Raw genomic sequence first — 21,348 nt, 5'->3', positions numbered from 1 at the left:
CCGGGCTCATCGCGTCTATTAGATCAGGTAAAATAAGGAAGGCGGCGAGCCGAATGAAGCGAACCCGGCGGGTCCTCGCGATCGTCCGAAGAACGCTCCTTGTCTTCCTGGCCTTGGTGCTGCTGCCGTATTATATCGAGCGGTGGACGCAGGAACGCGGCCGCGGCATCAATGACCCGATGGAAGCGGTGCACGCCGACGGCACATACATGCGTATTCCCGTCGGAAGGCCGATGGCGATCGACGAGGACACGTTCACCGTCGACGAGGTATACGTCGATGACGAGCATATTCTGGTGACGTATACGTACCGTTCGACAATCACGCGAAATAGCTGGTCGCTCCCGACGACCGCGTTCAAGCTTCGGCTGCCGGACGGCCAACTGCTGGAGAATCATGAATCCGGCTCGAGCGGCTTTCCGGGCGGACAGCGCGGCTACTTATGGTACGACGCGCCGAAGACGCCGGCGACCCGCGCGACGCTGTTCTACGAGCTGTACGACCGGAAAGCCGAGCTGGATATTCCGCTTGCCGAAGGAGGCGCGGAGGCATGAGGAGACGCACGGCAATCGCGGCCGCCGAGTGGGCTGCCGTCCTGCTGCTCGCCTGGCTGTTCGTCCGGACGCTTCCCGTCTACACGGGCAGCCGCACGCCGGAGGAAGCGCACCGCCTCTCGGAGAAGAGCTTCCATTACGGCCCCACCGCGGTCGCGCGCAAGGTCGTGGCGCCCTTCGACAAGGATCAGGTCGTGTTCCTCGGGACGTACAAGGCGTGGTTTTCCGCGGATACCGTGAAGCGCCGACACGGCGGCTGGGTGCCGGGCGACGGCGTGGGCGGCGTCGAAATCGACCGCTCCAAACCGTTGACCTACAGTTGGAGCGGATCGGCGACGCACGATCGCTTGATGGCCTTCAAGTTCTATGGCTACGTGTCCGACGACCGAATTGCGGCGATCGAGCTGGTCATGACCGGGAAGAAGTCGGGCAACATGGCGTCGATGCACGCGCCGATCGGCAAAGATCGGATGTTTTTGTTTCTGTGGGAGGCCGACAACGGCAATAATGGCGAGTGGCAATCCGTTCTCGGACTCGACGCAAGCGGGAAGCTCGTGTACGAGGCGAAGCTGAGGTAGCGTCCGCGACCGGTACGCACTCGGCAAGGCAAGGAAAGGAGGAGCCAGCGGATGAGCGAAAACGAAAACGAGAGGCTGGCGCAGGAAATCGCCGGAGAGCTGAAGCGCCGATTCGGGCTGACCGCGCAGGAAGCCGTCACGATCGACAAAGGCTGGCTCAACGTCAAGTGGCGCATGACCACGGACCGAGGGCCGCTGTTCGTCAAATATTATCATCCGGAGCGCTACAAGCTGCACGCGAACCCGGAGCGGCGCAAGGGGATCGAACGGAACCTCCGGCTGCAGCACGGGCTGAGCGTCGCGGGCATTCCATGCCCGGGCGTCTATGTCCACGAGGGGCAATGCTTGCAGGAGACGCCTTCCGGCTTGCACTTCGCCGCGCTCGATTGGGTGGAGGGGCAAACGGCCGAAGCGGGGTGCATGAATGCCGCGCAGCTGTCCGCGCTCGGCGCGGCGGTCGGCCGCATGCACCGCCGGCTGAACGCCGGCGCGCCGGCGGCCGTGCCCGTCTGGACGCCCGACAAAGCGGCGTACCGGCGGGAATGGCAGCGGAATTGGGACGCGGCGGAGGCGGCGGGGGACGGGACGGTGTTGTCCTGGCTGGAGCGTTCGCGGACGATCGTGGACGCGCTGGATTTCGGGCTGTTCGCGCCGAGCCGGACAGGCTGGCTGCACTGGGATCTGTGGGTCGACAACCTGGTGCTGCATGCGCGCGGCGTAGCCGGCATCGTGGATTTCGACCGGATGGACGTCGCCTATCCCGAGATCGACGTCGCCCGCGCGCTCCTGTCGGGCACGCTGCGGGACGGCCGGATCCGCGAGGAGGAAGCCCGGGCTTTCCTGGACGGGTACCGCGCGCATGCGGAAGCGCCGCGCGGGATGCTCAGCCGAGCGATGCGCCTGCTGTACGTGATCGAATCCGGCTGGTGGCTTCGCACGGAGGTGCGCCGCGACGGCGAACTGCGCGGGCTGCTGGCCCGCTTCGTCGAGGAGATGCACTGGCTCGAGGCGAATTGGGATACGCTCGCCGACCAATTGGACCCGCTCTGACCGGACTTCTACGGGCTTGCCGGAGCGGCGCGGCAAAAGTCATGACAGTCGGCTGCGCATCTGCCCGCGCCGGATCCCGGACATGCTCATACACTGGTAACAGAGTTCGAGCAAAGGAGGCGAAGCCAGTGGCCTACGTAACGGATAATCGCGATTTTTTGGCGCTGCTGACCGAGCGGCTGACCGAGACGGAGAGCTTGCTCGATGTCGGCAGCGGACCTTGTTTAATCCTGGACGATCTGCCGTACGCGCATATCGTCGCCATGGATGTGCACCGGCCGTATTTGCTGAACCGCGCGACGACGTCCGCTCATATTTTGCCGCTCAACGCGGATGCGCGGCTGATGGAGCAATTCTTTATTCCGAAGACGTTTTCCGCGGTGTCCTTCATGGATTCGATCGAGCATTTCGGCAAGCACGACGCGCTTAAGATGCTCCGCGACGCCGAACTGATCGCGAAGAAGCAGGTCATCGTGTTCACGCCGCGCGGCTTTTTCCCGCAGGCCAACATGGACCATTACGGGCTGAACGGCGAAGAATTCCAAACGCACCGCAGCGGCTGGGAGCCGGAAGAATTCGAGGAGCTCGGGTTCGACGTCGTCGTGATGAAGGGCCAGCATGACCGGCGCAACCCGGTATTCGTCCGATCGTTCGGCGAGGACCACCCGCCCGTGGACGCGCTGCTTGCCATCAAGAACGTGTGAGCCCCGTCGTTTGTTTGCGAAGGGTTTGCCCGCCGCCAGGCTGCCGGTCTCCGGCAGCCTGCCTTGGCGGGAGCTTGCATGAAGAGGGGAGAGGATTTAAGTGGCGGACCATCAAGCGCCGTCGAAGGAGGGGAGAACCATCGTATCCGGACTTCTGATCAAGCCCATGCAGAGCGGAGATGCGGCATCGGTCTACGAAGCCTTGAACGAGCACGGGATCGGCAAGCCTTTGGACTACATAGAGCGGTGTTGGCGGGAGCAAGATCCAGGGAGAAGAACGACGCTGATTGCCTGGCATGAAGGACGATTTGCCGGTTGGCTGCATTTGCTGCAGACCTCCGTATATCCTCCTTTCGCCGAACAAGGGATACCGGAAATCAACAATTTCGACGTGGTGCCGGCAAGACGGCGGCTCGGCATCGGGAATGCGCTGATGGACGCGATCGAAGCGCGCGCGTTCGAAAGGTCGGCTAAAGTCGGCATCGGCGTTGGCCTGTATCATGCCTACGGAAACGCGCAGCGGCTGTACGCGAAACGCGGCTATATTCCGGACGGAAGGGGCATCGCCGATCACGGGGTACCCGTGGAACCGGAGACCACCGTATATGTCGGACACGATCTGGCCTTGTGGCTGATAAAGGAAAGGCCGGCCGGAAGCGCAACTTGAGCAGGGCGAATGCGCCTCTATCGGAACGGTCCGCGGAGCGCCGCGCAGAAGCCGCGCAGAAGCCGGGCCGGGCGCGGGCGGGCCGACGCATCCGCAATCGCACGAAGCGGCTCCGCCGCGAACGGGAGGTGTTGCCATGAAAACGGTACTGGGTATCGTCTTCTTCTTATTGTTCGCCGTCGTGACGTTCTTCGGCCTCGGGCCGGTTCTGTTCGCCGACGGGAGCCGGCACGAGCGGCTGCTGACCCTCGGCGCGGTCGCGGCCGCGTATGCGCTGCTCGCCATTGCCGCGTACGGGGTATTTCGCCGGAAGCGATAAGCGCGGCCGGCGCCGCCGATGCCGGCGTCTGCGGCCGAAGCGCCGATGCGCCACGCTTTGGCAGGAAGCGCAAAGAGGCAGCCCATCGTTAGGCTGCCTCCGAAGACGGGAACGAAGGACGGTTCTTCATGACGCGAAAGGCTGCGGCTTTAGAGAATGGCGGGGCCGGAAATCGTCATGCATTCCCGGTTTCCGACGACCAACGAACCCGCTCCTTCGCCGGTCACCAGCACTTGAAACACCAGATGCTCCGCGGGCAAGTCTTCTTGCCGGGCGCCGATCGGGAGGATCAGCGGCGTCGTGGCCGAGCTTTCCGCGATATCGATAATGACGCCGTCCACCATCAGCACGTAGCCGAACGTGACGGGCCCGTCGGTCGAGAACGCTTGCAGCTCGATCTTGCCCTGGGCAAACAAAAGGCTTGTCTCGCTTTCGATCAGATGGCCCCATTCCAGCACGACGAAGGGGTCTTCCCCGAGCGGGATCGTCACCTCGTCGGAGCTGCTGGCGCCTTGCATATTAGTCGGAACGAACAGTGGCATCGTATTCCTCCTTCCGCGACGAATTGAATAGCCGAAGCGGCCGGACGCGAATCCGGCACGCGGGCGACCCTTGTAACAGGATATGACCCGGCGGTCCAAATGCTTGGATACCTATCAGGGCTTGGCAAATCGGGCCGGCGCGGAGACCGTTGCCGACAGGAAAGCGAGGCTGTTCCATGAAACCGAAACAAAGCTATGCGATCTGGTTCGCGCAGCGGACGGGCAGCACGCTGCTCCATCGCGCCTTGGCGTCGACCGGCATGGCCGGCGATCCCGGCGAGTGGTCATGCCGAGCATCTTGTAGACGATCCGGCCAAGCTGAATACGTTTCATCCCGGTCTTACGGAACTCGGAAAATCGCAGGTGCTGCAGCTGCGGGAACGGTTGACGCTTCGTTCTACTGATATCGTGCTGGTCAGTCCGACCAGACGAACGATCGAAACCGCGATGCACTAGGTTCCGATCGGGCGGTTATCATCTCGCATGACGGGACGATCACCAACTATCGAAGCCTGTGGGGAGAAGCGAATCGAGCAAGAAACGACTTCCTTGGCGAAGCCGGCTTGTACCGCTTGGAGTTCTGAATCTGGAGTGTAAATAAAAAAAGGCTGCCGGCAACCCGGCAGCCTCTAAACTCTCACTCATCCAACCAACCCGCACCGCCCGTACGGCTCACCCGCCCAAGGCATTTTCCAGCTCCGGCTTCGCGGCCGCCGCTTTCAGCTTGATCAGCGGCAGGAGCACGACCGCCCCCGCGAGAATGAACAGTCCCGCCAGCACGTACACGGACACGAGCGACAGCGCGGTCATGACCACGCTCGACAGCATCATCGTCACGACCATCGAGCCGGTGAAGAGCGGGCTCAGGAAGCCGTTCACCCGTCCGAGGAACGCATCCTCCGTATGCTGCAGCATAAGCGTGTTGATGCCGGCGTTGACGCTCGGGATGACGAGCCCGCTGGCGAATTGGAACGCTAGCGCCGCCGTATAGTTCGTGGTCAGCCCCATGCCCATGATCGTCAGGCCGACGATCGCCATGCTGCTCGTCATCAGCTTCGCCGGGGCGATCTTGCTCGCGAACGCCATCGCCAGCACGCCGCCGACGACCATCGCCGCGCCGTTGACCAGCGAGAACCACTGCAGCGCTTCTTCCGGCCGGCCCAGCCGCTCCGTGATGAGGAAGATGCCCATCGGCTGTATCAGGCCGAGGCCGAACCCGACGGCGAAGAAGCCGCCGCCGAGCTTGCGGAGCACCGGGCTGGACCGGATATAGGCGAAGCCTGCCCGGATGTCCTCCCGCACGCTGCGCCGTTCCTGCGTTTCCGCTTCCCGGCGCTCCCGCGGCAGAAGCGACAGCGTGGCGGCCGACAGCAGGAACGCGATGCCCATGATGCCGATGGACGTCTCGATGCCGAAGCGCTGGTACACGAACATGCCGATGACCGGCCCGAAAATCATAAAGACGGCGAACATCGTTTGATGCAGCGACATCGCTTTCTGCAGCAGCCGTTCCGGGACGTACAGCTTGAACAGCTTCATGCTCGCGGGCTGCGAGAACTGCGACAGGATCGACGAGACCAGCGTCGCGAAGAAGACGGCCCGCCAGGAGCCGAGCGCCATGGCCGCCAAGATCGCGAGAATGGAGGCGGCGCTCAGCAGGTCGCTGCCGACCATCGTCCGCTTCGGCCGCCAGCGGTCCGCGAGCGCGCCGCCGACGAACGAGAACGCGAAGATCGGCGCGAACTCCGCGACCGAGATGAGCGACACCGCGAAGGCGTCGTCGTTCGTCATGTGCTTGACGTACAGCAAAATCGCGATATTGCGTACCCAGATCCCGATTTCCAAAAACAACGTCGAGATTACAATCGTCTGCACGAACCGGTTGCGAAGCAGGGAAGAGGCCGGGGCCGGCCGATCGTCCGTCATCCTTTTCATCCTTCCGTCTATCGTAATAGGCGCTATCGTGTGGCGTCCTCTTCCACTTTACAAAACGGGCCGGATGCCCGAAAGGTGCGCCGGGATGAAAGCGTCCTCCGTCGGGAGACCGATGGAGGGCGGGGCCGGCGGAGGATGCGCCCGAGGAGGCGCCGGGCGGTTCGGCCCGGCCGGCGAAAAGCCCAAGCCGGGGCGCGCTCGCCTTGGCTTGGGCTTCGTTCACGGCGGCAAGGGGGACGTTCGCTTACTTATTCAGCATATGGAACACTTGCTCGACGTCCTTGTCGCCGCGGCCGGACAGGTTGACGATCAGAATCCGGTCCTTGTCCATCGTCGGGGCGAGCTTCTTGGCATGGGCGATCGCGTGCGCGCTTTCGAGCGCCGGGATGATCCCCTCGACGCGGCTCAGCTCTTGAAACGCCGCCAGCACCTCCTCGTTGGAGACCGTGACGTATTCGGCGCGGCCCGTCACCTTCAGGTGGCTGTGCTCCGGTCCGATGCCCGGGTAGTCGAGACCGGCCGCGATGGAATACGTCGGCTTCGGATTGCCTTCCTCGTCGAGCAGCACCAGGCATTTGAAGCCGTGGATAAGGCTCGGCACGCCTTCGGTCAGCGTCGCGGCCTGGTCCGGCTCCACGCCGATCAGCCGCACGGACGGCTCGTCCAAGTAATGCGCGAACGCGCCGATCGCGTTGCTGCCCCCGCCGACGCAGGCGAGCACGGCATCCGGGAGACGGCCTTCCTTCTCGAGAATTTGCCGCTTCGACTCCTCGCTGATGACGGATTGGAAATGCTTGACCATCGTCGGGAACGGATGCGGGCCGACGGCGGAGCCGAGCAGGTAGAACGTGTTTTTGTAATTGGCGACGAGGTCGTTCAGCGCTTCGTCGACGGCGTCCTTCAGGCGGCCTTGGCCTTTGGCGACCGGCACGACGGTCGCGCCGAGCAGCTCCATGCGGAAGACGTTGAGCGCCTGGCGGCGCGTATCCTCGGCGCCCATGTAGATGACGCAGTCCATGCCGAACATGGCGCAGGCCGTGGCGGTGGCGACGCCGTGCTGCCCGGCGCCCGTTTCCGCGATGACGCGCTTCGCGCCCATCCGTTTGGCGAGCAGGATTTGGCCGATGACGTTGTTGATCTTATGCGCGCCGGTGTGATTGAGGTCTTCGCGCTTCAGGTATATTTTGGCGCCGCCCCAAGCCTCCGTCAGCTGCTTGGCGAACGTCAGCGGATTTTCGCGGCCGACGTACTCGCGCAGGTAGTAGCGGAATTCTTCGTTGAACGCCGGGTCGTCCTTGTATGTATGGAATTGATCGCTTAAATAATCCAGCACTTCCTGCAGCTCGGGCGGGACGAAGCTGCCGCCGAACTCGCCGAAGTAGCCGTCGGTCTTCACGTTTTCCGTCATTTTGCAAGCGCCTCCAATTTAGTGTGGTCATCTCTTTCAGTTCTATGGTAGCATAATTCATAGCAACGGTCTTGGTAAAAACTCGGAACGCGGGCGAAATCTTGGAAACGCGATCATCGTCCGAAATCGGGAGAAAACGAAGGAGGCATACTCGCAATGAGCGAAGTCGTAAAGCTCGGATTGATCGGGCTCGGCGAGGCGGCGCAGGTCATTCACCTGCCCGTGCTGCAAGCGATGGGGGACAAGTTCGAAATCACGGCGGTTTGCGACGTCTCGCCGGGACTCGTGCACGCGGTCGGGGAACAATATCGCGTCGCGCGGCGGTACACGTCGGCGGAGGAGCTGCTGGACGACGAGGAAGTGGAAGCGGTGCTCGTGCTGAACAGCGACGAATACCATGCGGACTGCGTCGTCGGCGCGCTGCACCGGAACAAGCATGTTTTCGTGGAGAAGCCGATGTGCCTGAACGAGGCCGACGCGCGGCGGATCATCGCCGCGAAGAACGCGTCCGCCGGCAAGGCGATGGTCGGCTACATGCGCCGGTACGCGCCGGCGTTCGTGCAGGGCGTGGCGGAAGCGAAGAAGCTGGGCCGGATCAATTACGCGCGCGTCCGCGACATCATCGGGCCGAACAGCTATTTCATCCGCCAGACCGCGAACGTCGTTCGCTTCGACGACATTCCGGCCGAGCAGGCGGAGGATCGGCTCGTCCGCGGCGCCGCGCAGGTGAAGGAGGCGCTGGGCGAACGGGCGGAACGGTTTTACGGCACGTACCGTCTCATGGCGGGATTGAGCAGCCACGACTTGTCCGCGATGCGCGAGATGCTCGGCATGCCGTCGCGGGTGCTGGCGGCGTCCCGCTGGAACGACGGCCAGTTCATGAGCGCGATGTTTCAATACGACGCGGGCTTCAACGCGCTGTTCGAGACCGGCATCGACCATCAGGGGCGCTTCGACGCCACGATCGAAGTCATGGGCGAGACGGGCACGGTCAAGGTCGACTACGACACGGCCTACATCCGCCATCTGCCGACGACGCTCACGGTGACGGAATCGGACGGCGAGACGTACAAGGAGCAGGTGATTCGCCCGACGTTTACGGACTCGTATACGATCGAGCTGCGGCAGTTCCACGACGCCATCGCGCACGGCGCGCCGATCAAGACGACGCCCGAGGACGCGGCGGAGGACCTGGCGCTGTTCCGGATGCTGGTCGAAGCGATGGACGAAGCGGAGCAGCGGGCGGCCCGCGCGCAGGCGAGCCCGGTTTCGTAACGAATCGGGCGGTCCGGCGACGTTCGCGACATACCGATAGGAGAAGTTGAACAACCCGGCTTCTAAGCGTAATATAGGGTATGAAAGCGCTTGTATCTTACATTCCATTCGGGAGGCGAGAACATGACGGAAATCGCAATCATCGGAGCAGGACCGGCGGGCGGAAGCGCCGCGTTGTTCGCGGCCAAGGCCGGCAAGAAGACGCTGCTGATCGACAGCGATCAGAGCATCACGAAGAAAGCCTGGGTCGAGAACCACTACGGCGTGCCGGAGATCACGGGTCCGAACCTGGTCGAGACCGGCATTAACCAAGCGAAAAAATTCGGCGCCGAGTACGTGCAGGGCAAAGTGACCGAGATCGCCAAGACGGACGACGGCTTCCGGATCGCGACGGAATCCGGCCAATCGTACGACGCCAAAGTCGTCATCGTCGCGTCCGGCCTCTTCTTGGACTTCGCGGAGAAGTCCGGCCTGAGCACGAAGCCGGGCACGGAGCCGCGGATCAAGACGATTCTCGACGCGGACGCCGAAGGCCGCACGAACGTGGCGGGCATCTGGGCGGCCGGCACGTGCGCGGGCGTCAGCGTGCATACGATCGTGACCGCGGGCGACGGCGCGAAGGTCGCGATCAACGTCATCAGCGAGCTGAACGGCGCGCGGTACGTCGACCATGACTTGTTGAAATAATCGGCCTTATCCGAACGACGTGACCTCCCCGTCCTCCGGAGCGCCGGCAGCCGCCGCCGCCCCGGAGGACGGGGGGTTTTTATTTCCCCGCCGGCAGGAAACGCCGGGCGGATCGGGGAATGTGTTAGTTGCAAACGCTTTAACGAGAGGCGCGCCGTCCCGCGCGCAAACCAGCATCGGAGGGGTTCGGCATGCGGCTGACGCAAGCGCAAATCGATTATTTCGAGACGTTCGGCTTTCTGAAGTTTCCGCAACTGATGGTTGACCGGCTGGATTGGATCGTCGGCGAATTCGCGAAGACGTTTCCCGAGACGAACAAGCACGACGGCACGAAGCGCACCTGCGTCGTCCCGTTCATCGACCAGCGCATGTCCGTGCTGCTCGACGATCCGCGCATTCTCGCGATCGGCCGGTCGCTGCTCGGCGACGATTTCAACTACATGGGGAGCGACGGCAACTACTATACCGGCGATACCGGCTGGCACCGCGACGGCTGCCACGAGAAGTACCGGCATCTGAAAATCGCCTTCTACCTCGACCGGCTGGACGGCGGCAGCGGCGCCCTGCGCGTCATTCCGGGCAGCCACCGGCTGCAGGACCAATACGCCCGGGACCTGACGGCGCGCATGCGGGATCCGCGCGCGTCCTGGGAGATCGAAGGCGCCGAGGTGCCCGCGGTCGTGCTCGACGTCGTGCCCGGCGATCTGCTCGTGTTCGACCACAATACGTTCCACTCGTCGTGGAACGGCAGCGCGAACCGCCGCATGTTCACGATCAACCTGTGCCAGCGGTACGCCGAGGAGGATCTGCAGGAGCTGCGGGATTATATCGGGACGGCGGCGAGGTTTTGGATCGATCGCGCCTATTCCGAGACGATGATGCGCACGGCGACGCCGGAGCGGCTGGTGCATCTGGAGCAGGTGATGGCGAACGACGGCCATCTGGCCGCGCTCAGCGCCAAGGCGCGCCTCGAGATGGCGGAGCCGGCGCGGGGCTGAGGCGGCCGGCCGTCGAGGGAGCGGATGCCGGGGCACGGCCGTGAACGCGCGGCGACGGTGACGCATGGCGAAGCGCCGGCAAGACGGCGGGCGCTAACGCCGCTTGGCGTACCGCGGCATGGCCAGGCGCCGCTGGGCATAGCGCCGCATGGCGGCAGGCTTAACGCCGCTTCGTATACCGCCGCCGCTTCCGCCGCGACCCGCGCCGGTACGACGCGGTATCCGCGACGCCCTCGGCCGCTTCCCCGCCGGCGGGGCTGTTCGTTTCCTCGTTGTTTTCGGCGACGTCCTTCGTTTGGTCGCGTCCGACGATCGGGAGTATGTCGGCGTTGCCGAACAGGATCGTCCCGTTGTTGGTCACGATGATCGCGGTTTGAATCCAGCAGGCCATTCGCATCAGCGTCCTCATAGCTAGTCGTTGCTCCAGCTTATGTCCGGCGATGGATGCCCGAGTTGGCGCATGTCTCCCATCCGGCATAATGGCCGTACGTCCGGGAAAGGAATTCTATCGACCCTTTCGATTCTACCGCCGGTTGAATCGGCCGCTTCAACCGACGTTTGATAGAGCGGAAGCGGACGGCATGCTATGCTGAACCCAGACAGTGCGCACTGTAAATTTCGTTATCGGAGGCGGTTCGGAATGGAAATGCGGAAGATCGGCGCTTATATCTCCAGATTAAGAAAAGAAAAAGGCATGACGCAGGCGGAATTCGCCGAACGGTTAAGCTTGAGCCATCAGGCGGTATCGAAATGGGAGCGCGGCGAGTCGCTTCCGGATATCGGCACGCTGCCGGCCATCGTCCGGCTGCTCGGCACGTCCATCGACGAGCTGCTCGAAGGCGAGCGACGGGCGCCAGCCGCGCCGGCAGAGGCGGTCGTCGCGGAGGCCGCAGAGGCCGTGCCGGCAGAGGCGGCTGCCGCGGAAGCCGCCGTCGCGGCGGCCGAGGAGGCCGTAGCGGAAGAGGCGGAGCGCGAGGCGGCGGAAGCTGGGGCGGAAGCGGCGGAATCGCTGGCCGTGGAGGCAGCGGCCGAGCAAGAGGCGGCTGAACCGGAGGCCGTGCCGGCAGCGGAGGCGGAAGAAGTGGCCGCAGCTGTGGCGGCGCCGGCCGCGGAAGCAGCGGCTGAAGAAATCGCGGCGCCGCCGGCGGAGGCGGAGGCAGAAGCCGCGGCGGTCGCCGAAGGCGAAGACGCGATCGGCGAAGCGGACGAACGCGCGGAAGCCGGGCGGGAGCAAGAGGCTGCCCGCGACAAGCGCCGCGAAGGGCTTCCGAATTTGGATTCGATCTTGCAGCTGGCGCCGTTTCTCGGCAGCGATACGATCGACGCGATGCTCGGCTACGTCGAGGACGGTCTGCTGGATGCGGATGTCCTGCACGCGCTCGCCCCGTTCATCGGCAAAGCTTCGCTCACCCGCATGGTGGACCGCGCGGCCGAGGGCAAGCTCGAGATGAGCCATCTCGTCGGCCTGGCGCCGTTCCTGGACGGCGAGCAGCTCGAGCGGCTCGTGCTGAAGAGCGACGCGAGCGCGCTCGACTGGGAATCCATTCACGCGCTGGCGCCGTTCATCGGCCGCGGCACGCTGGACCGCCTCGCCGACCGGGCCATCGACGGCACCATCGACGTCGAACATATCGTCGGCCTCGCGCCGTTCCTGTCCCGGGAAAGCATCGGGAAGCTGCTGGAGCATGCGGAGTCCGGCGCGCTCGGCGCCGACGTGCTCTCGAGCCTGGCGCCGTTCATGGACAAGGCGTCGCTGGAGCGGCTCGTCCGGCGCATGCTGGAGCGGACGCTGTCGCGCGCCGCGGAGTGAACCGAGGAGGAGGAACCCGAACGATGAACAGAACCGCTGCGATTCCGATGTTGGCGGTCGATGACGCCGGCCGCGCCATCGCGTTTTACAAGCGCGCCTTCGGCGCCGTAGAAATCAGCCGCATGACGACGGACGACGGGAAAATCGCCCATGCCGAGGTGAAGGTCGGGGAAGCCCGGATCATGGTCGCGGACGAGTTTCCCGGACATAACCGGTCGGCCGCGTCGCTCGGCGGCACGCCCGTTATCCTGTACTTATACGTCGGCGACGTCGACAAAGCCGTGACGAGGGCGGTCCTCGAAGGGGCCGAGGTTCTTCGTCAGGTGCAAGACCAACCGCACGGCGACCGGGTCGGAAAGATCGAGGATCCGTTCGGCCATGTGTGGATGCTCGCGACTCCGATCGGGAGATGAAGCGGCGCACATAGGCAGACGCGAAGGAGGCAGCCAGCGGCAGCCTCCTTTGCTTTTCTTATGCGGGACAAGACCGGGCCGGCGCGAGCGAACGGACCGCGTTTTACAGAAATTAGCAGGATTTGCGCCTTCGGTTGGCGAAGTATGCATACGGTATCGACCGGATGTGCGGATTTGAAAAGGGAGGCGAAACGATGCGGAAACTGTTCGAATACAACTGGCAGGTGCGCAACGAGTGGTTCGACTGGTGCGAGACGGTGGACGAGCAGGAACTGTTGAAGCGGCGGACGGGCGGGCCGGGAAGCATTCTCTACACGCTGTTCCATATCGCGGAATGCGAATTCGCTTGGATCAACTCGCTGCAGGGGAACCCGGACCAAGGAGAGCCGCCGTTCGAGGACTACGCGGGCTTGCGGAAGGTAAAGGCGTTCTCGGAGCAATGCCATGCGACGGTCGCGCCGTTCGTGCAGGCGTGGAACGACGGCATGGAGCACCTGGTGTTGACCGGCGAGGGGCCGCCCGGACAGCGGGAAAGCTTCGCCTACGGGGAAGTGATGCGGCACGTGATCGCCCACGAGATTCATCACGTCGGCCAGCTGTCCGTCTGGTCCCGCGAGCTCGGCAAGCAGCCGGTGACCGCGAATTTGATCCGCCGGGGCTTGTACAAAACGCAACAGGCGAACTGATCCGCCGATCCATGGAAAGAGGCCGTCGAATAGCCGACGGCCCTTTTGTTGCGCGGATTTCCACCTGCGGCTTGTTGAAGAGAACGCACGCAATGGGCAAACGCGTCATCCCGTTTTCGTTATTTCGCGATAACCGCGAGGACTTTCCGGAGCGGAATGAATATTTTCGTCCCCAGCGGGGTTTTCAGCACCACGATGCCGTTGCGCACGATCAGGACGCGGCCGCCGATTTCGTGCCCCGACGTGGTCTTGATCACGATGAATTTGCCGCGATAGCGCTTCAGAAGACTAAGCATGGAGATCCCTCCTTTCAACAAGCCTCCGATTCTATTAATATGAGAAAGCAGGCATATGGTTTGGGCTTGTATACGCGCCAATCAAAATAAATCGATTCGCGGGAGAAGCGGCGGCCGCGCAATGGCTAAACTAAAATCGAAAGGTTAGGCCAAGATCGAAAGGCCAAGCCAAAATTGAAAGGCCAGGCCAAGATCGAAAGGAAGGTGCAGGATGTCGGAACAACCCGTCTACGTACGGTTCGCGCAGGAAGCCGACGCCGCGGAATTGGCGGCGATGCACATGCGCAACCGCGCGTTTTTCGAAGCATTCTCGCCCGGCAGGCCGGATGCGCATTACACGGTGGCGCACCAGCGCCAAGCCATAATCGAAATGCAGGCCGACAGGGAGGCCGATCGCCGCTATAACTTCCTCGTCTGCCTCGCGGAGGACGACCGGGTGATCGGCGACGTGCAGCTGTCCTTCGTGGCGCGGGGCGCGCTGCAGAGCTGCATGATCGGCTACTGCCTGGATCAAGCGCACAACGGCAGGGCTACATGACGGAGGCCGTGAAGCAGGTGGTCCGCTATGCGTTCGAAGCGTTGAAGTTTCACCGGATCGTCGGGGAGGCGTCGCCGCGGAATCCCGGCTCGATCCGCGTGCTCGAGCGCGCCGGCTTCCAAAAGGAAGGGATCTCGCGCAGCAACGTGAAGATCAACGGGGTGTGGGAGGATCATCAGGTGCTGGCGATCATCAATCCCGAGGACGGCTAGGCACCGCTGAAGCAGGCTTCGAAGCGGGCGGCCGTTCGGTCGGCCGCCTCGCCTTGATTGCCTCGCCTTGATTCCCTCGTCCCGGCCGATCGAAAAATGAACCGGCCGTCACCACAAACGCGAGATTTGCTGCTATAATAGCGGCAACTATGAAAGCGCTGTTCAGCGGAGGCTGCTGCCCATGAATCCGATTCGCCGTTACGCGGTCCTGCCCTCCCTCAAAGGGAGGCTGATCGTGATCCTGCTTATCGCCGCGGTCATTCCGAGCTTGCTGACCGGGTATATTTCGTATCGCTGGATCTATGTCGTGCAGACGCAAAAAATCGAAAAGGATTGGCTGGCCAAAGTCTCGCGGGACCGGGACGAGCTCGACCGGAAGCTGGAGGAGCTCGGCCGGGTCTCCCAGCTGCTGGACGTCGAAGGCGGCATCGGCCGGGAGGTCGTCCAATTCATAGCGAGCCGCGATTCCTACCAGCGGCCCGTGCTGTACCGGAATATTTCCCAATCCGTGGCGAACGTCAATTTCTCCAATCCGAACGTCGGCGTCATGTTCTTCTATGCGCCGAACCTCGAAGAGCCGCTATTGTTCCCCAACACGAACGCGAATCTGGCGTTCGATCCGAAAGCGCTGCCGGTGTTTTACACGCAAAAGCTGTTCACCTTCTTCGGCCCCCACGCTTCGCTCGACCCCGGGGAGCGCAAATTCCCGGTCTTCTCGCTGCTGCGCAAGCTGGAATACGGGCACGGCCAGTATCTGTACGCCTACGTCGAAACGAATACGACGGGCCTCGAGGACATATTCGCGCCGGGCGGCAGCAGGACCGCGGCCGACTCGGACGCCCCGGTCTATTACGTGCTGACGGATCCGGGCGGCGGCATCGCCTACAGCACGCTGGGCGGCGAGGCGCCGGCAGGCAGTCGCTTCCAGGATATTGGAACCGCTTACGAATCCTTCCGGGCGGAGGGGCTTCACGGTTTACCATCGTGCAGCTGATCCCGAAAGCCTCGTATAACCGCGAGCTCAACCGCTGGTTGCGGGAATTCGGCTTGTTCGCTTCGCTCTCGCTGCTGCTCGGCGTGTTCCTCGCGTGGCTGATCTGGCGCATGGTGTATCGTCCGATCCGCATCATCAACAAGGAGATTACGCGGTTCGGCTATAATCAGTCGACAACGAACGTCTCCGCCACCGGCCTGACGGAATTCAACCGGATCTTGACCAATTTTCAGCAGATGAGCCGGCGCATCGGCGAGCTGATCGCGGACGTGGAGGAGAAGGAGAAGCGCCGGGGGCAGCTCATCGAGCTCCAAAATATCCGCTACGATCATTTCTTCAACGTGGGGGTCGACGTCGATTCCGCCCTGCTGGAGCTGCCCATCCCGCGGTTCATCCTGCAGCCGATCGTCGAGAACGCGCTCTATTACGGCTTCGACGCGGACGAAGGCGGCGAAATCGACGTCCTCATCCGCCGGGACGGAAGCAGCCTGCTGCTGCAGGTGCGCGATAACGGGCGGGGCATTCCCGAGGCGCAATTGGCGGAGCTGCTGGACCGGCGCGAGCCGGCGAACGCGTCGGGCCTCGGGATCGGCCTGCGTTACGTGAAGCAGATGCTCGCGGTCTACTTCGGCGCCGCGGCCGCCTTGACGATGGAGAGCAAGCCGGGGAACGGGACGGTCATTACGATCCGGCTTCCCCTGGACACGACGGGAGGGACCGGCATTGATTCAAGCGTTGATCGTGGATGACGAGCAATTGGTGCGCAAAGGCATGCGGCTGCTGTTTCCTTGGCAGAAGTACGGGGTGGGAATCGCCGGGGAGGCGGCCAGCGGCGAGAAGGCGCTGCAGCTGCTACGGACGCATCCCGTCCAGCTGCTCCTGACCGACATCACGATGCCCGGGATGTCGGGCATCGAACTGATTCGGGAGGCGCATCGGCACGATCCGGCCATTAAAGCGGTCATTCTGACGTGCCATCAGGACTTCGACTACATTCAAGAGGCGCTGCGCTTGGGCGCGGTCGACTATATCGTGAAAACCCAGCTGGAAGAGATGGATCTCGACCAGGCGATGGAACGGATCGTTCGGTCCGTTCGGGCGGAGGCGCCCGGGATGCGGCCGGACAACCCGGCGGACGCGCCAGCGGCGCCCAATACAGGCGGATGGGGGCCGGCTCGCTGGGATATATCCGGCATCAAGGAGGTGAAGATCCGGCTGCGGAAGGGAGCGAACCGCATCAAGCTGCATCACGATGAGGAGCTTGCCCCCGAAGTCGGGCGAATCGGCGTGCGGCTGGAAACGCCGCTGGAAGGCAAATCATAGTCATTCGGAGGGATTCGTCATGTTCTTCGCCCGCGACGATCGACGACGGCTCGACGAATAACAAGTGCGCTTAACGACACAGTAAAACCGGCTCCGAACGAGCCGCCGGGCCCAAAGAAACACACGAAACCTGCCGATGCTTCGGCAGGTTTTTTTGGCGCGCCGTGCGCGGACCGCCCGGCGATATCGCAAAAATTTCGAATGCCGGTCCGGATTCGCGGGAACGCAATCGAGTTCCCGTCCGGGGGCGGACAAGAACTCGAGTCGTTCCGGCCGCAGAGCCGGTATCGGCGACCGCGAAGCTTAGAAGCGTTTCGCGGCTTCGCGGGCGTTCAGGATCGCTTGGGTTTTGATGTCCTCGGCTTTATCGGGCTGCGCGGCCATGCCTTCCACGTAGACGGCTTCGAAGCTCGGCACGCCCAGGAATTTCAGCACCGCGCCGAGATGGCGGTGCGCCATTTCGAATTCCCCGAAGTGGCCTTCGGACAGCACGCTGCCGCTGGCTTGGATGTGGAACGCTTTTTTGTCGGTCAGCAGGCCGATCGGGCCGTCCGCGGTGTAGCGGAACGTTTTGCCCGCCACGAAGAAGGCGTCGATGTAGGCTTTCAGCACGGGCGGGTACGAGAAGTTCCAGACCGGGTTGACGAAGACGTATTTGTCCGCTTCGACGAAGCCGTCGACCAGCTCGCCGAGACGGCTCACCTTGACTTGTTCGGAAGGCGTCAATCGATCGAACGAAGCGCCCGCTTGCAGCTTGCCCCACGCGCCGAATACTTCGCCGTTCAGCAGCGGGATGTCCGTTTGGAACAGATCGATAGGGTAGACGGCGTCGTTCGGGTTGACCGCATGGTACGCGTCGATGAACGCTTTGCCTACGGCCATGCTGTAGGAATGCTCGACCCCGTTCGGGTTGGCGGTGATATATAAGACTTTTTTGCCCGGCGCGCCGGAAGCGGCGGAAGAAGCTGCGAATAAAGGCGTTAATTGGCTCAACATGAAGGAATGCACGTCCTTTTTATGAATTTGATTTGGAGAACGACATGGGACGTCAAAGGCGATGTTTGTCTTGCGGCCGGTCATTCGTACATAGAACGACGAGCCGTTTTGATCTGTGACAGGCTCGGGCGCGCAGGAGAACGGCGGCACGGCCGCGAAGGAATAGTCGCGGGGATCGGACCCGCGGGTTATGACATCGATTATGGCTGCATGGGAGGAATGGACCGATGGCGCTGCCGATGACGTTTACGCCGCAAGAAGCGGCGGCTTACGCGGCGGAGGGCTGCTTGGAGGAATGGGTGCATCTATTCTTGAAGACGGCGGGCGGCAACCTGCCGTTCTCGGACGGGCTCAAGCTGCAGAAGCGGTATTGGGCCGGTCCGGTGCTGCTGCCGCTCGGAGAGCTGGAGCGCTGCTGCGGGCCGGAACCGGAAATGGAATTTCGCAACCCGCTAGACAGCTGGAATGCGCACGTGGCCGAACTCGAAGCGGTCCTTCGGGAAGGCTGGGCGTACCCGCCGCTGATCGCCCAAGCGGTGGACGGGAAGCTGTCGATCCGCGACGGCAACCACCGGCACGAAGCGCTTCGGCGGACGGGAGCTTCGTCCTGCTGGACGATCGTGTGGGGCAGCGAGAGCCGGGAAGAGCTGGCGCCGTGGGCCGGACGGGGGCTTGACGAGGCAGCCGGGCAATGAAGGCGCGGCAATGAAGCCGCATGCGCGGGGCGTGACCGTTCCGTGAGCAAGCAAACGCAAAAAGGCGGCAATCGGGGATGGCGAGACCATCCCGATTGCCGCTTTTTTGCTACGCCGGGCCGCGAACCGCTACAGCACCAGGATCCGCGCCCCGTATTCCAAATGCTCCACCATCCGCCGCTTCGCTTCTTCCCCGCTGCCCGCGAGAATAAGCTCGAAGATCTCGAGGTGATCGCGGTACGACGCGAGAATCCGGCCGTTGTCCTTGCGAAGCACCTTCAGCGCGAGCTGGAAGAGGCGGTCCTGCAAATTCTCCATCATCTGCACCATTTCGCCGTTCTCGTACGCCTGGGCGAGCCGGCGGTGGAACGCCGAGTCCGCGTGCGTGAACGCCAAGTAATCGTGCTGCTCGGCCGTCTGCCGCTGCAGCTCCAGGTTCGCGCGGAACCAGGCGATCTCGTCCGGCGGCAGCTTGCGGCTGGCCAGCTTCTGCACGATGTGGCTCTCGAGCGCGATGCGGAAATCGAAGAAGTCCGCGACCCGCTGCAGCGACAGCTCCGGCAGGCTCAGCCCCTTGTTGGGCGACAGGTTCAGCAGCCCTTCGGCGGCGAGCTTCTCCAGGGCGGCGCGAATCGGCGTCCGGCTCATATTGAGCAGGTCCACCAAATATTTTTCCGTCAGCTGCTCGTTGCCGTTGATCGTCCCCTCCAGCAAATAGGCGCGCAGCTGTTCATAGGCCTTCTCTTTTAACGTTACCGGTGGCATGTTGGCTATCCTCTTCTTCCGTAAAATGAACGCGCCGCAAATACGCGAGGCTCTCTTCCATCCAGCGGCGCTCGACGGCGATCGTCTCTTCGACCGAGCCGGCGTACGGCGTCCACAGCTCCAGGATCGCATGGACCCCGGGCTTGCCGCTCGCGCCCGCGATCGCCTTCAGCCCCGGGATATCGAGGCGCCCGGCGCCGGCGGCCGTGCCGAGGATCGAGAAGCCCATCATATGGTCCGCCCGCTTGATCTCGAAATCCTTGACGTGCAGGTTGACGAGATACGGCGACAAGGCGCGGATGACGCGATCCGGCGCTTCCAGCGCGCCGAACGAATTGACCGTGTCCAGGCAGCAGCCGACGCAGGCGCTCCGCAGGTTCTGAAATAATTGTACCAGCTGTTCCGTCGTATGCAAGCCGTGATTTTCGATTGCGAGCGTGACGCCCGCGGCTTCGAAGTCCGGCAGGACCCGCCGGATCTGCGCTTCGGCCGCCGCCAGGTCGGGCGTCGTCACGAGGGTGCGAACGAGGGAGGAGCCGAGCAGGCCGGCGATGCCGAGGTAGCGCAGCAGCAGTTCGGGATCGGTGCCCCGCGTGCCGACCTCCAGCTCGACGCGATGCGCGCCGGCGGTTTGCTTGAGCCGAAGCAGCGCTTCGTCCGTCATCGCATGCAGCGGCAAATTGTCCGCGATTTGCAGCAGCCCGAGCCCGCTTTCGCGGGTGAGCCCGACGAGCGCCTCGGCCGTCAGAGGCCGAAGCGGCGGATCGTAGCCGGGCACGCCGACGGACCAGGTTAACGTATAGGTGCTGAGCCCGAGTTTCATGCCGGATTCCTCCTGACCGGCGCTCCGTTGGCGCCGCGCGATGAGTTAAGCATAACAGGAATCGGGGCGCGGGACAATCAATTATACATAAATTGTATACATTTTGTATTGAAGATGTTTTTTCGATCGGTTATGCTAGTGGCATCATCCCGCGGCCGCATCCGCGCCTTCCCGCCCGGTACCCGGCGGCCGTATGAAATCGATTGCAAAGGGGCATTATGCATGAGCCAAGGCACAACGGTCAACATTGCGATATTGGGCGCGGGCGGCAAAATGGGCTGCCGCATTACGGACAATCTGGTGAAGACGGAGCATGGGCTGCTGCTGGTCGAGCAGGCGGACAGCGGCAAGTCGAGGCTGGCGGAACGAGGCTTGGCCGTCACGCCGCTCGAAGACGCGCTCGGCGCGGCCGACGTCGTGATCTTCGCCGTGCCCGACGCGGTCATCGGCCCGCTGTCGGCGACGGTCGTGCCGCGGCTGAAGCCGGACGCGACGGTCGTCCTGCTGGACCCGGCGGCGGCTTACGCGCGGCAGGTCGCGCTGCGCGGCGATTGCCATTTTGTCGTGACGCATCCGTGCCATCCCGCGCTGTTCGAGGAACAGGACTCGCCCGAGGCGCGCAAGGACATGTTCGGCGGCGTCGCGGCGAAGCAGGATATCGTCATCGCGCTGCATCAGGGGAGCGAGGAGAAGCTCGCGCTCGCGGAGGCGATCTGCACCGCGATGTTCGCGCCGGTGACGAGGTGCCACCGGATCACGGTCGAGCAGATGGCGCTGCTGGAGCCGGCGGCGGCGGAGGTCGTCGCGGCGGCGGCGGCGTGCATCATGAAGGAAGCGATGGACGAGGTCGTCCGCATGGGCGTGCCCGAAGAAGCGGCGCGCGCCTTCATGCTGGGCCATATCCAGATTCCGCTCGCCATCGCGTTCAATGGCGTCAATCCGTTTTCCGACGCCGCGAAGATCGCGATCGAGTACGGCTACGAGAAAATTTTCCGTCCGGATTGGAAGCGGGTCTTCACCAAGGAATCGCTCGACGAAGTGCTGCGCTTGATGCTGCATCTCGACCGGAAGGAGGGCTGA

Annotated in this window: 27 protein-coding genes and 1 pseudogene; 20 read left to right on the top strand and 8 right to left on the bottom strand. The window is 63.3% G+C overall.

The window, feature by feature from the left end:
- Window positions 1-53 precede the first annotated feature (53 nt).
- The 6 genes from BMZ79_RS27660 (at window position 54) to BMZ79_RS27635 (ending at window position 3,872) form a co-directional block, all read left to right on the top strand.
- Complete coding sequence (locus BMZ79_RS27660) at window positions 54-554, top strand: hypothetical protein (protein ID WP_090646786.1); 501 nt, start codon at window positions 54-56, stop codon at window positions 552-554.
- Window positions 551-1,132 (top strand): hypothetical protein, encoded by a 582-nt coding sequence (locus BMZ79_RS27655; protein ID WP_090646783.1) that lies wholly within the window; start codon window positions 551-553, stop codon window positions 1,130-1,132. The genes BMZ79_RS27660 and BMZ79_RS27655 overlap by 4 nt, the downstream gene beginning before the upstream one ends.
- A gap of 51 nt (window positions 1,133-1,183) precedes the next feature.
- The gene (locus BMZ79_RS27650; RefSeq protein ID WP_090646780.1) at window positions 1,184-2,182 is read left to right on the top strand and encodes a phosphotransferase enzyme family protein; all 999 of its coding nucleotides are present in this window, start codon (window positions 1,184-1,186) and stop codon (window positions 2,180-2,182) included.
- A gap of 128 nt (window positions 2,183-2,310) precedes the next feature.
- Window positions 2,311-2,886: a class I SAM-dependent methyltransferase gene (locus tag BMZ79_RS27645; protein WP_090646776.1), complete on the top strand. Its 576-nt coding sequence runs from the start codon at window positions 2,311-2,313 to the stop codon at window positions 2,884-2,886.
- Window positions 2,887-3,088: 202 nt separating this feature from the next.
- Entirely contained in the window at window positions 3,089-3,553 is a 465-nt protein-coding gene (locus tag BMZ79_RS27640; RefSeq protein WP_256253176.1) for a GNAT family N-acetyltransferase, read from the top strand.
- A gap of 136 nt (window positions 3,554-3,689) precedes the next feature.
- Window positions 3,690-3,872 carry a DUF6954 family protein gene (locus tag BMZ79_RS27635; RefSeq protein ID WP_090646773.1) on the top strand — a complete coding sequence of 61 codons (183 nt, stop codon included), beginning with the start codon at window positions 3,690-3,692 and terminating at the stop codon, window positions 3,870-3,872.
- Window positions 3,873-4,021: 149 nt separating this feature from the next.
- On the opposite strand, the gene BMZ79_RS27630 is transcribed toward BMZ79_RS27635, so the two are convergent.
- The gene (locus BMZ79_RS27630) at window positions 4,022-4,414 is read right to left on the bottom strand and encodes a hypothetical protein (protein WP_143089135.1); all 393 of its coding nucleotides are present in this window, start codon (window positions 4,412-4,414) and stop codon (window positions 4,022-4,024) included.
- 176 nt (window positions 4,415-4,590) lie between these two features.
- On the opposite strand from BMZ79_RS27630, the gene BMZ79_RS27625 reads away from it, so the two are divergent.
- Entirely contained in the window at window positions 4,591-4,818 is a 228-nt protein-coding gene (locus BMZ79_RS27625) for a Stf0 family sulfotransferase (protein ID WP_371263809.1), read from the top strand.
- Window positions 4,778-4,870 carry a hypothetical protein gene (locus BMZ79_RS35705; RefSeq protein ID WP_371263808.1) on the top strand — a complete coding sequence of 31 codons (93 nt, stop codon included), beginning with the start codon at window positions 4,778-4,780 and terminating at the stop codon, window positions 4,868-4,870. The genes BMZ79_RS27625 and BMZ79_RS35705 overlap by 41 nt, the downstream gene beginning before the upstream one ends.
- Before the next feature lie 216 nt (window positions 4,871-5,086).
- On the opposite strand, the gene BMZ79_RS27620 is transcribed toward BMZ79_RS35705, so the two are convergent.
- Both BMZ79_RS27620 and trpB read right to left on the bottom strand, forming a co-directional pair.
- A complete protein-coding gene (locus BMZ79_RS27620; RefSeq protein WP_256253174.1) occupies window positions 5,087-6,349 on the bottom strand; it encodes an MFS transporter in 1,263 nt (420 codons plus the stop codon).
- 244 nt (window positions 6,350-6,593) lie between these two features.
- Window positions 6,594-7,757, bottom strand: coding sequence for a tryptophan synthase subunit beta (trpB, locus tag BMZ79_RS27615; RefSeq protein ID WP_090646764.1), 1,164 nt, complete (start codon window positions 7,755-7,757; stop codon window positions 6,594-6,596).
- Window positions 7,758-7,913: 156 nt separating this feature from the next.
- Between trpB and BMZ79_RS27610 the strand changes: the two genes are divergently transcribed.
- The 3 genes from BMZ79_RS27610 (at window position 7,914) to BMZ79_RS27600 (ending at window position 10,717) form a co-directional block, all read left to right on the top strand.
- Entirely contained in the window at window positions 7,914-9,032 is a 1,119-nt protein-coding gene (locus tag BMZ79_RS27610) for a Gfo/Idh/MocA family protein (protein WP_090646761.1), read from the top strand.
- A 123-nt stretch (window positions 9,033-9,155) separates the two neighbouring features.
- The gene (locus tag BMZ79_RS27605; RefSeq protein ID WP_090646759.1) at window positions 9,156-9,719 is read left to right on the top strand and encodes an FAD-dependent oxidoreductase; all 564 of its coding nucleotides are present in this window, start codon (window positions 9,156-9,158) and stop codon (window positions 9,717-9,719) included.
- A gap of 191 nt (window positions 9,720-9,910) precedes the next feature.
- On the top strand, window positions 9,911-10,717 hold the full coding sequence (locus BMZ79_RS27600; RefSeq protein WP_090646756.1) for a phytanoyl-CoA dioxygenase family protein: 807 nt from the start codon (window positions 9,911-9,913) through the stop codon (window positions 10,715-10,717).
- Window positions 10,718-10,877: 160 nt separating this feature from the next.
- Here BMZ79_RS27600 and BMZ79_RS27595 read toward each other — a convergent pair whose 3' ends face one another.
- Window positions 10,878-11,126, bottom strand: a complete 249-nt coding sequence (locus BMZ79_RS27595) for a hypothetical protein (protein WP_143089134.1) — start codon at window positions 11,124-11,126, stop codon at window positions 10,878-10,880.
- A 231-nt stretch (window positions 11,127-11,357) separates the two neighbouring features.
- Between BMZ79_RS27595 and BMZ79_RS34855 the strand changes: the two genes are divergently transcribed.
- The 3 genes from BMZ79_RS34855 (at window position 11,358) to BMZ79_RS27580 (ending at window position 13,626) form a co-directional block, all read left to right on the top strand.
- Window positions 11,358-12,527 (top strand): helix-turn-helix domain-containing protein, encoded by a 1,170-nt coding sequence (locus BMZ79_RS34855; protein ID WP_256253173.1) that lies wholly within the window; start codon window positions 11,358-11,360, stop codon window positions 12,525-12,527.
- A gap of 23 nt (window positions 12,528-12,550) precedes the next feature.
- Window positions 12,551-12,940, top strand: a complete 390-nt coding sequence (locus BMZ79_RS27585) for a VOC family protein (RefSeq protein ID WP_090646750.1) — start codon at window positions 12,551-12,553, stop codon at window positions 12,938-12,940.
- Between the two features lie 194 nt (window positions 12,941-13,134).
- Window positions 13,135-13,626, top strand: coding sequence for a DinB family protein (locus tag BMZ79_RS27580; protein ID WP_090646748.1), 492 nt, complete (start codon window positions 13,135-13,137; stop codon window positions 13,624-13,626).
- 119 nt (window positions 13,627-13,745) lie between these two features.
- On the opposite strand, the gene BMZ79_RS34525 is transcribed toward BMZ79_RS27580, so the two are convergent.
- Complete coding sequence (locus BMZ79_RS34525; RefSeq protein WP_177222377.1) at window positions 13,746-13,922, bottom strand: hypothetical protein; 177 nt, start codon at window positions 13,920-13,922, stop codon at window positions 13,746-13,748.
- A gap of 211 nt (window positions 13,923-14,133) precedes the next feature.
- On the opposite strand from BMZ79_RS34525, the pseudogene BMZ79_RS27575 reads away from it, so the two are divergent.
- The 4 genes and pseudogenes from BMZ79_RS27575 (at window position 14,134) to BMZ79_RS27560 (ending at window position 16,989) form a co-directional block, all read left to right on the top strand.
- Window positions 14,134-14,672 (top strand): annotated as a pseudogene (locus tag BMZ79_RS27575) (GNAT family N-acetyltransferase).
- Window positions 14,673-14,853: 181 nt separating this feature from the next.
- Complete coding sequence (locus BMZ79_RS27570; RefSeq protein ID WP_090646745.1) at window positions 14,854-15,666, top strand: hypothetical protein; 813 nt, start codon at window positions 14,854-14,856, stop codon at window positions 15,664-15,666.
- Window positions 15,657-16,415 (top strand): sensor histidine kinase, encoded by a 759-nt coding sequence (locus tag BMZ79_RS27565; protein WP_090646743.1) that lies wholly within the window; start codon window positions 15,657-15,659, stop codon window positions 16,413-16,415. The genes BMZ79_RS27570 and BMZ79_RS27565 overlap by 10 nt, the downstream gene beginning before the upstream one ends.
- Window positions 16,390-16,989 (top strand): response regulator, encoded by a 600-nt coding sequence (locus BMZ79_RS27560; RefSeq protein ID WP_090646741.1) that lies wholly within the window; start codon window positions 16,390-16,392, stop codon window positions 16,987-16,989. The genes BMZ79_RS27565 and BMZ79_RS27560 overlap by 26 nt, the downstream gene beginning before the upstream one ends.
- A 303-nt stretch (window positions 16,990-17,292) precedes the next feature.
- Here the strand turns inward: BMZ79_RS27560 and BMZ79_RS27555 are convergent, their stop codons facing one another.
- A complete protein-coding gene (locus tag BMZ79_RS27555) occupies window positions 17,293-17,985 on the bottom strand; it encodes an NAD(P)H-dependent oxidoreductase (protein ID WP_090646739.1) in 693 nt (230 codons plus the stop codon).
- A 227-nt stretch (window positions 17,986-18,212) separates the two neighbouring features.
- Here BMZ79_RS27555 and BMZ79_RS27550 point away from each other — a divergent pair, with 227 nt between their 5' ends.
- A complete protein-coding gene (locus BMZ79_RS27550) occupies window positions 18,213-18,680 on the top strand; it encodes a ParB N-terminal domain-containing protein (protein ID WP_218154813.1) in 468 nt (155 codons plus the stop codon).
- 129 nt (window positions 18,681-18,809) lie between these two features.
- Here BMZ79_RS27550 and BMZ79_RS27545 read toward each other — a convergent pair whose 3' ends face one another.
- Both BMZ79_RS27545 and BMZ79_RS27540 read right to left on the bottom strand, forming a co-directional pair.
- Entirely contained in the window at window positions 18,810-19,445 is a 636-nt protein-coding gene (locus BMZ79_RS27545) for a GntR family transcriptional regulator (RefSeq protein ID WP_090646736.1), read from the bottom strand.
- On the bottom strand, window positions 19,411-20,268 hold the full coding sequence (locus tag BMZ79_RS27540) for a sugar phosphate isomerase/epimerase family protein (protein ID WP_090646734.1): 858 nt from the start codon (window positions 20,266-20,268) through the stop codon (window positions 19,411-19,413). Before BMZ79_RS27540 ends, BMZ79_RS27545 begins: the two co-directional genes overlap by 35 nt.
- Before the next feature lie 222 nt (window positions 20,269-20,490).
- Here BMZ79_RS27540 and BMZ79_RS27535 point away from each other — a divergent pair, with 222 nt between their 5' ends.
- The gene (locus BMZ79_RS27535; protein WP_090646731.1) at window positions 20,491-21,348 is read left to right on the top strand and encodes a phosphogluconate dehydrogenase C-terminal domain-containing protein; all 858 of its coding nucleotides are present in this window, start codon (window positions 20,491-20,493) and stop codon (window positions 21,346-21,348) included.

The organism is Paenibacillus sp. UNC496MF (genome assembly GCF_900113915.1).
Taxonomy (GTDB): domain Bacteria; phylum Bacillota; class Bacilli; order Paenibacillales; family Paenibacillaceae; genus Paenibacillus_Z; species Paenibacillus_Z artemisiicola.
Note: the sequence above shows the minus strand (reverse complement) of the source record. Positions and strands in the feature narration are given on the sequence as shown.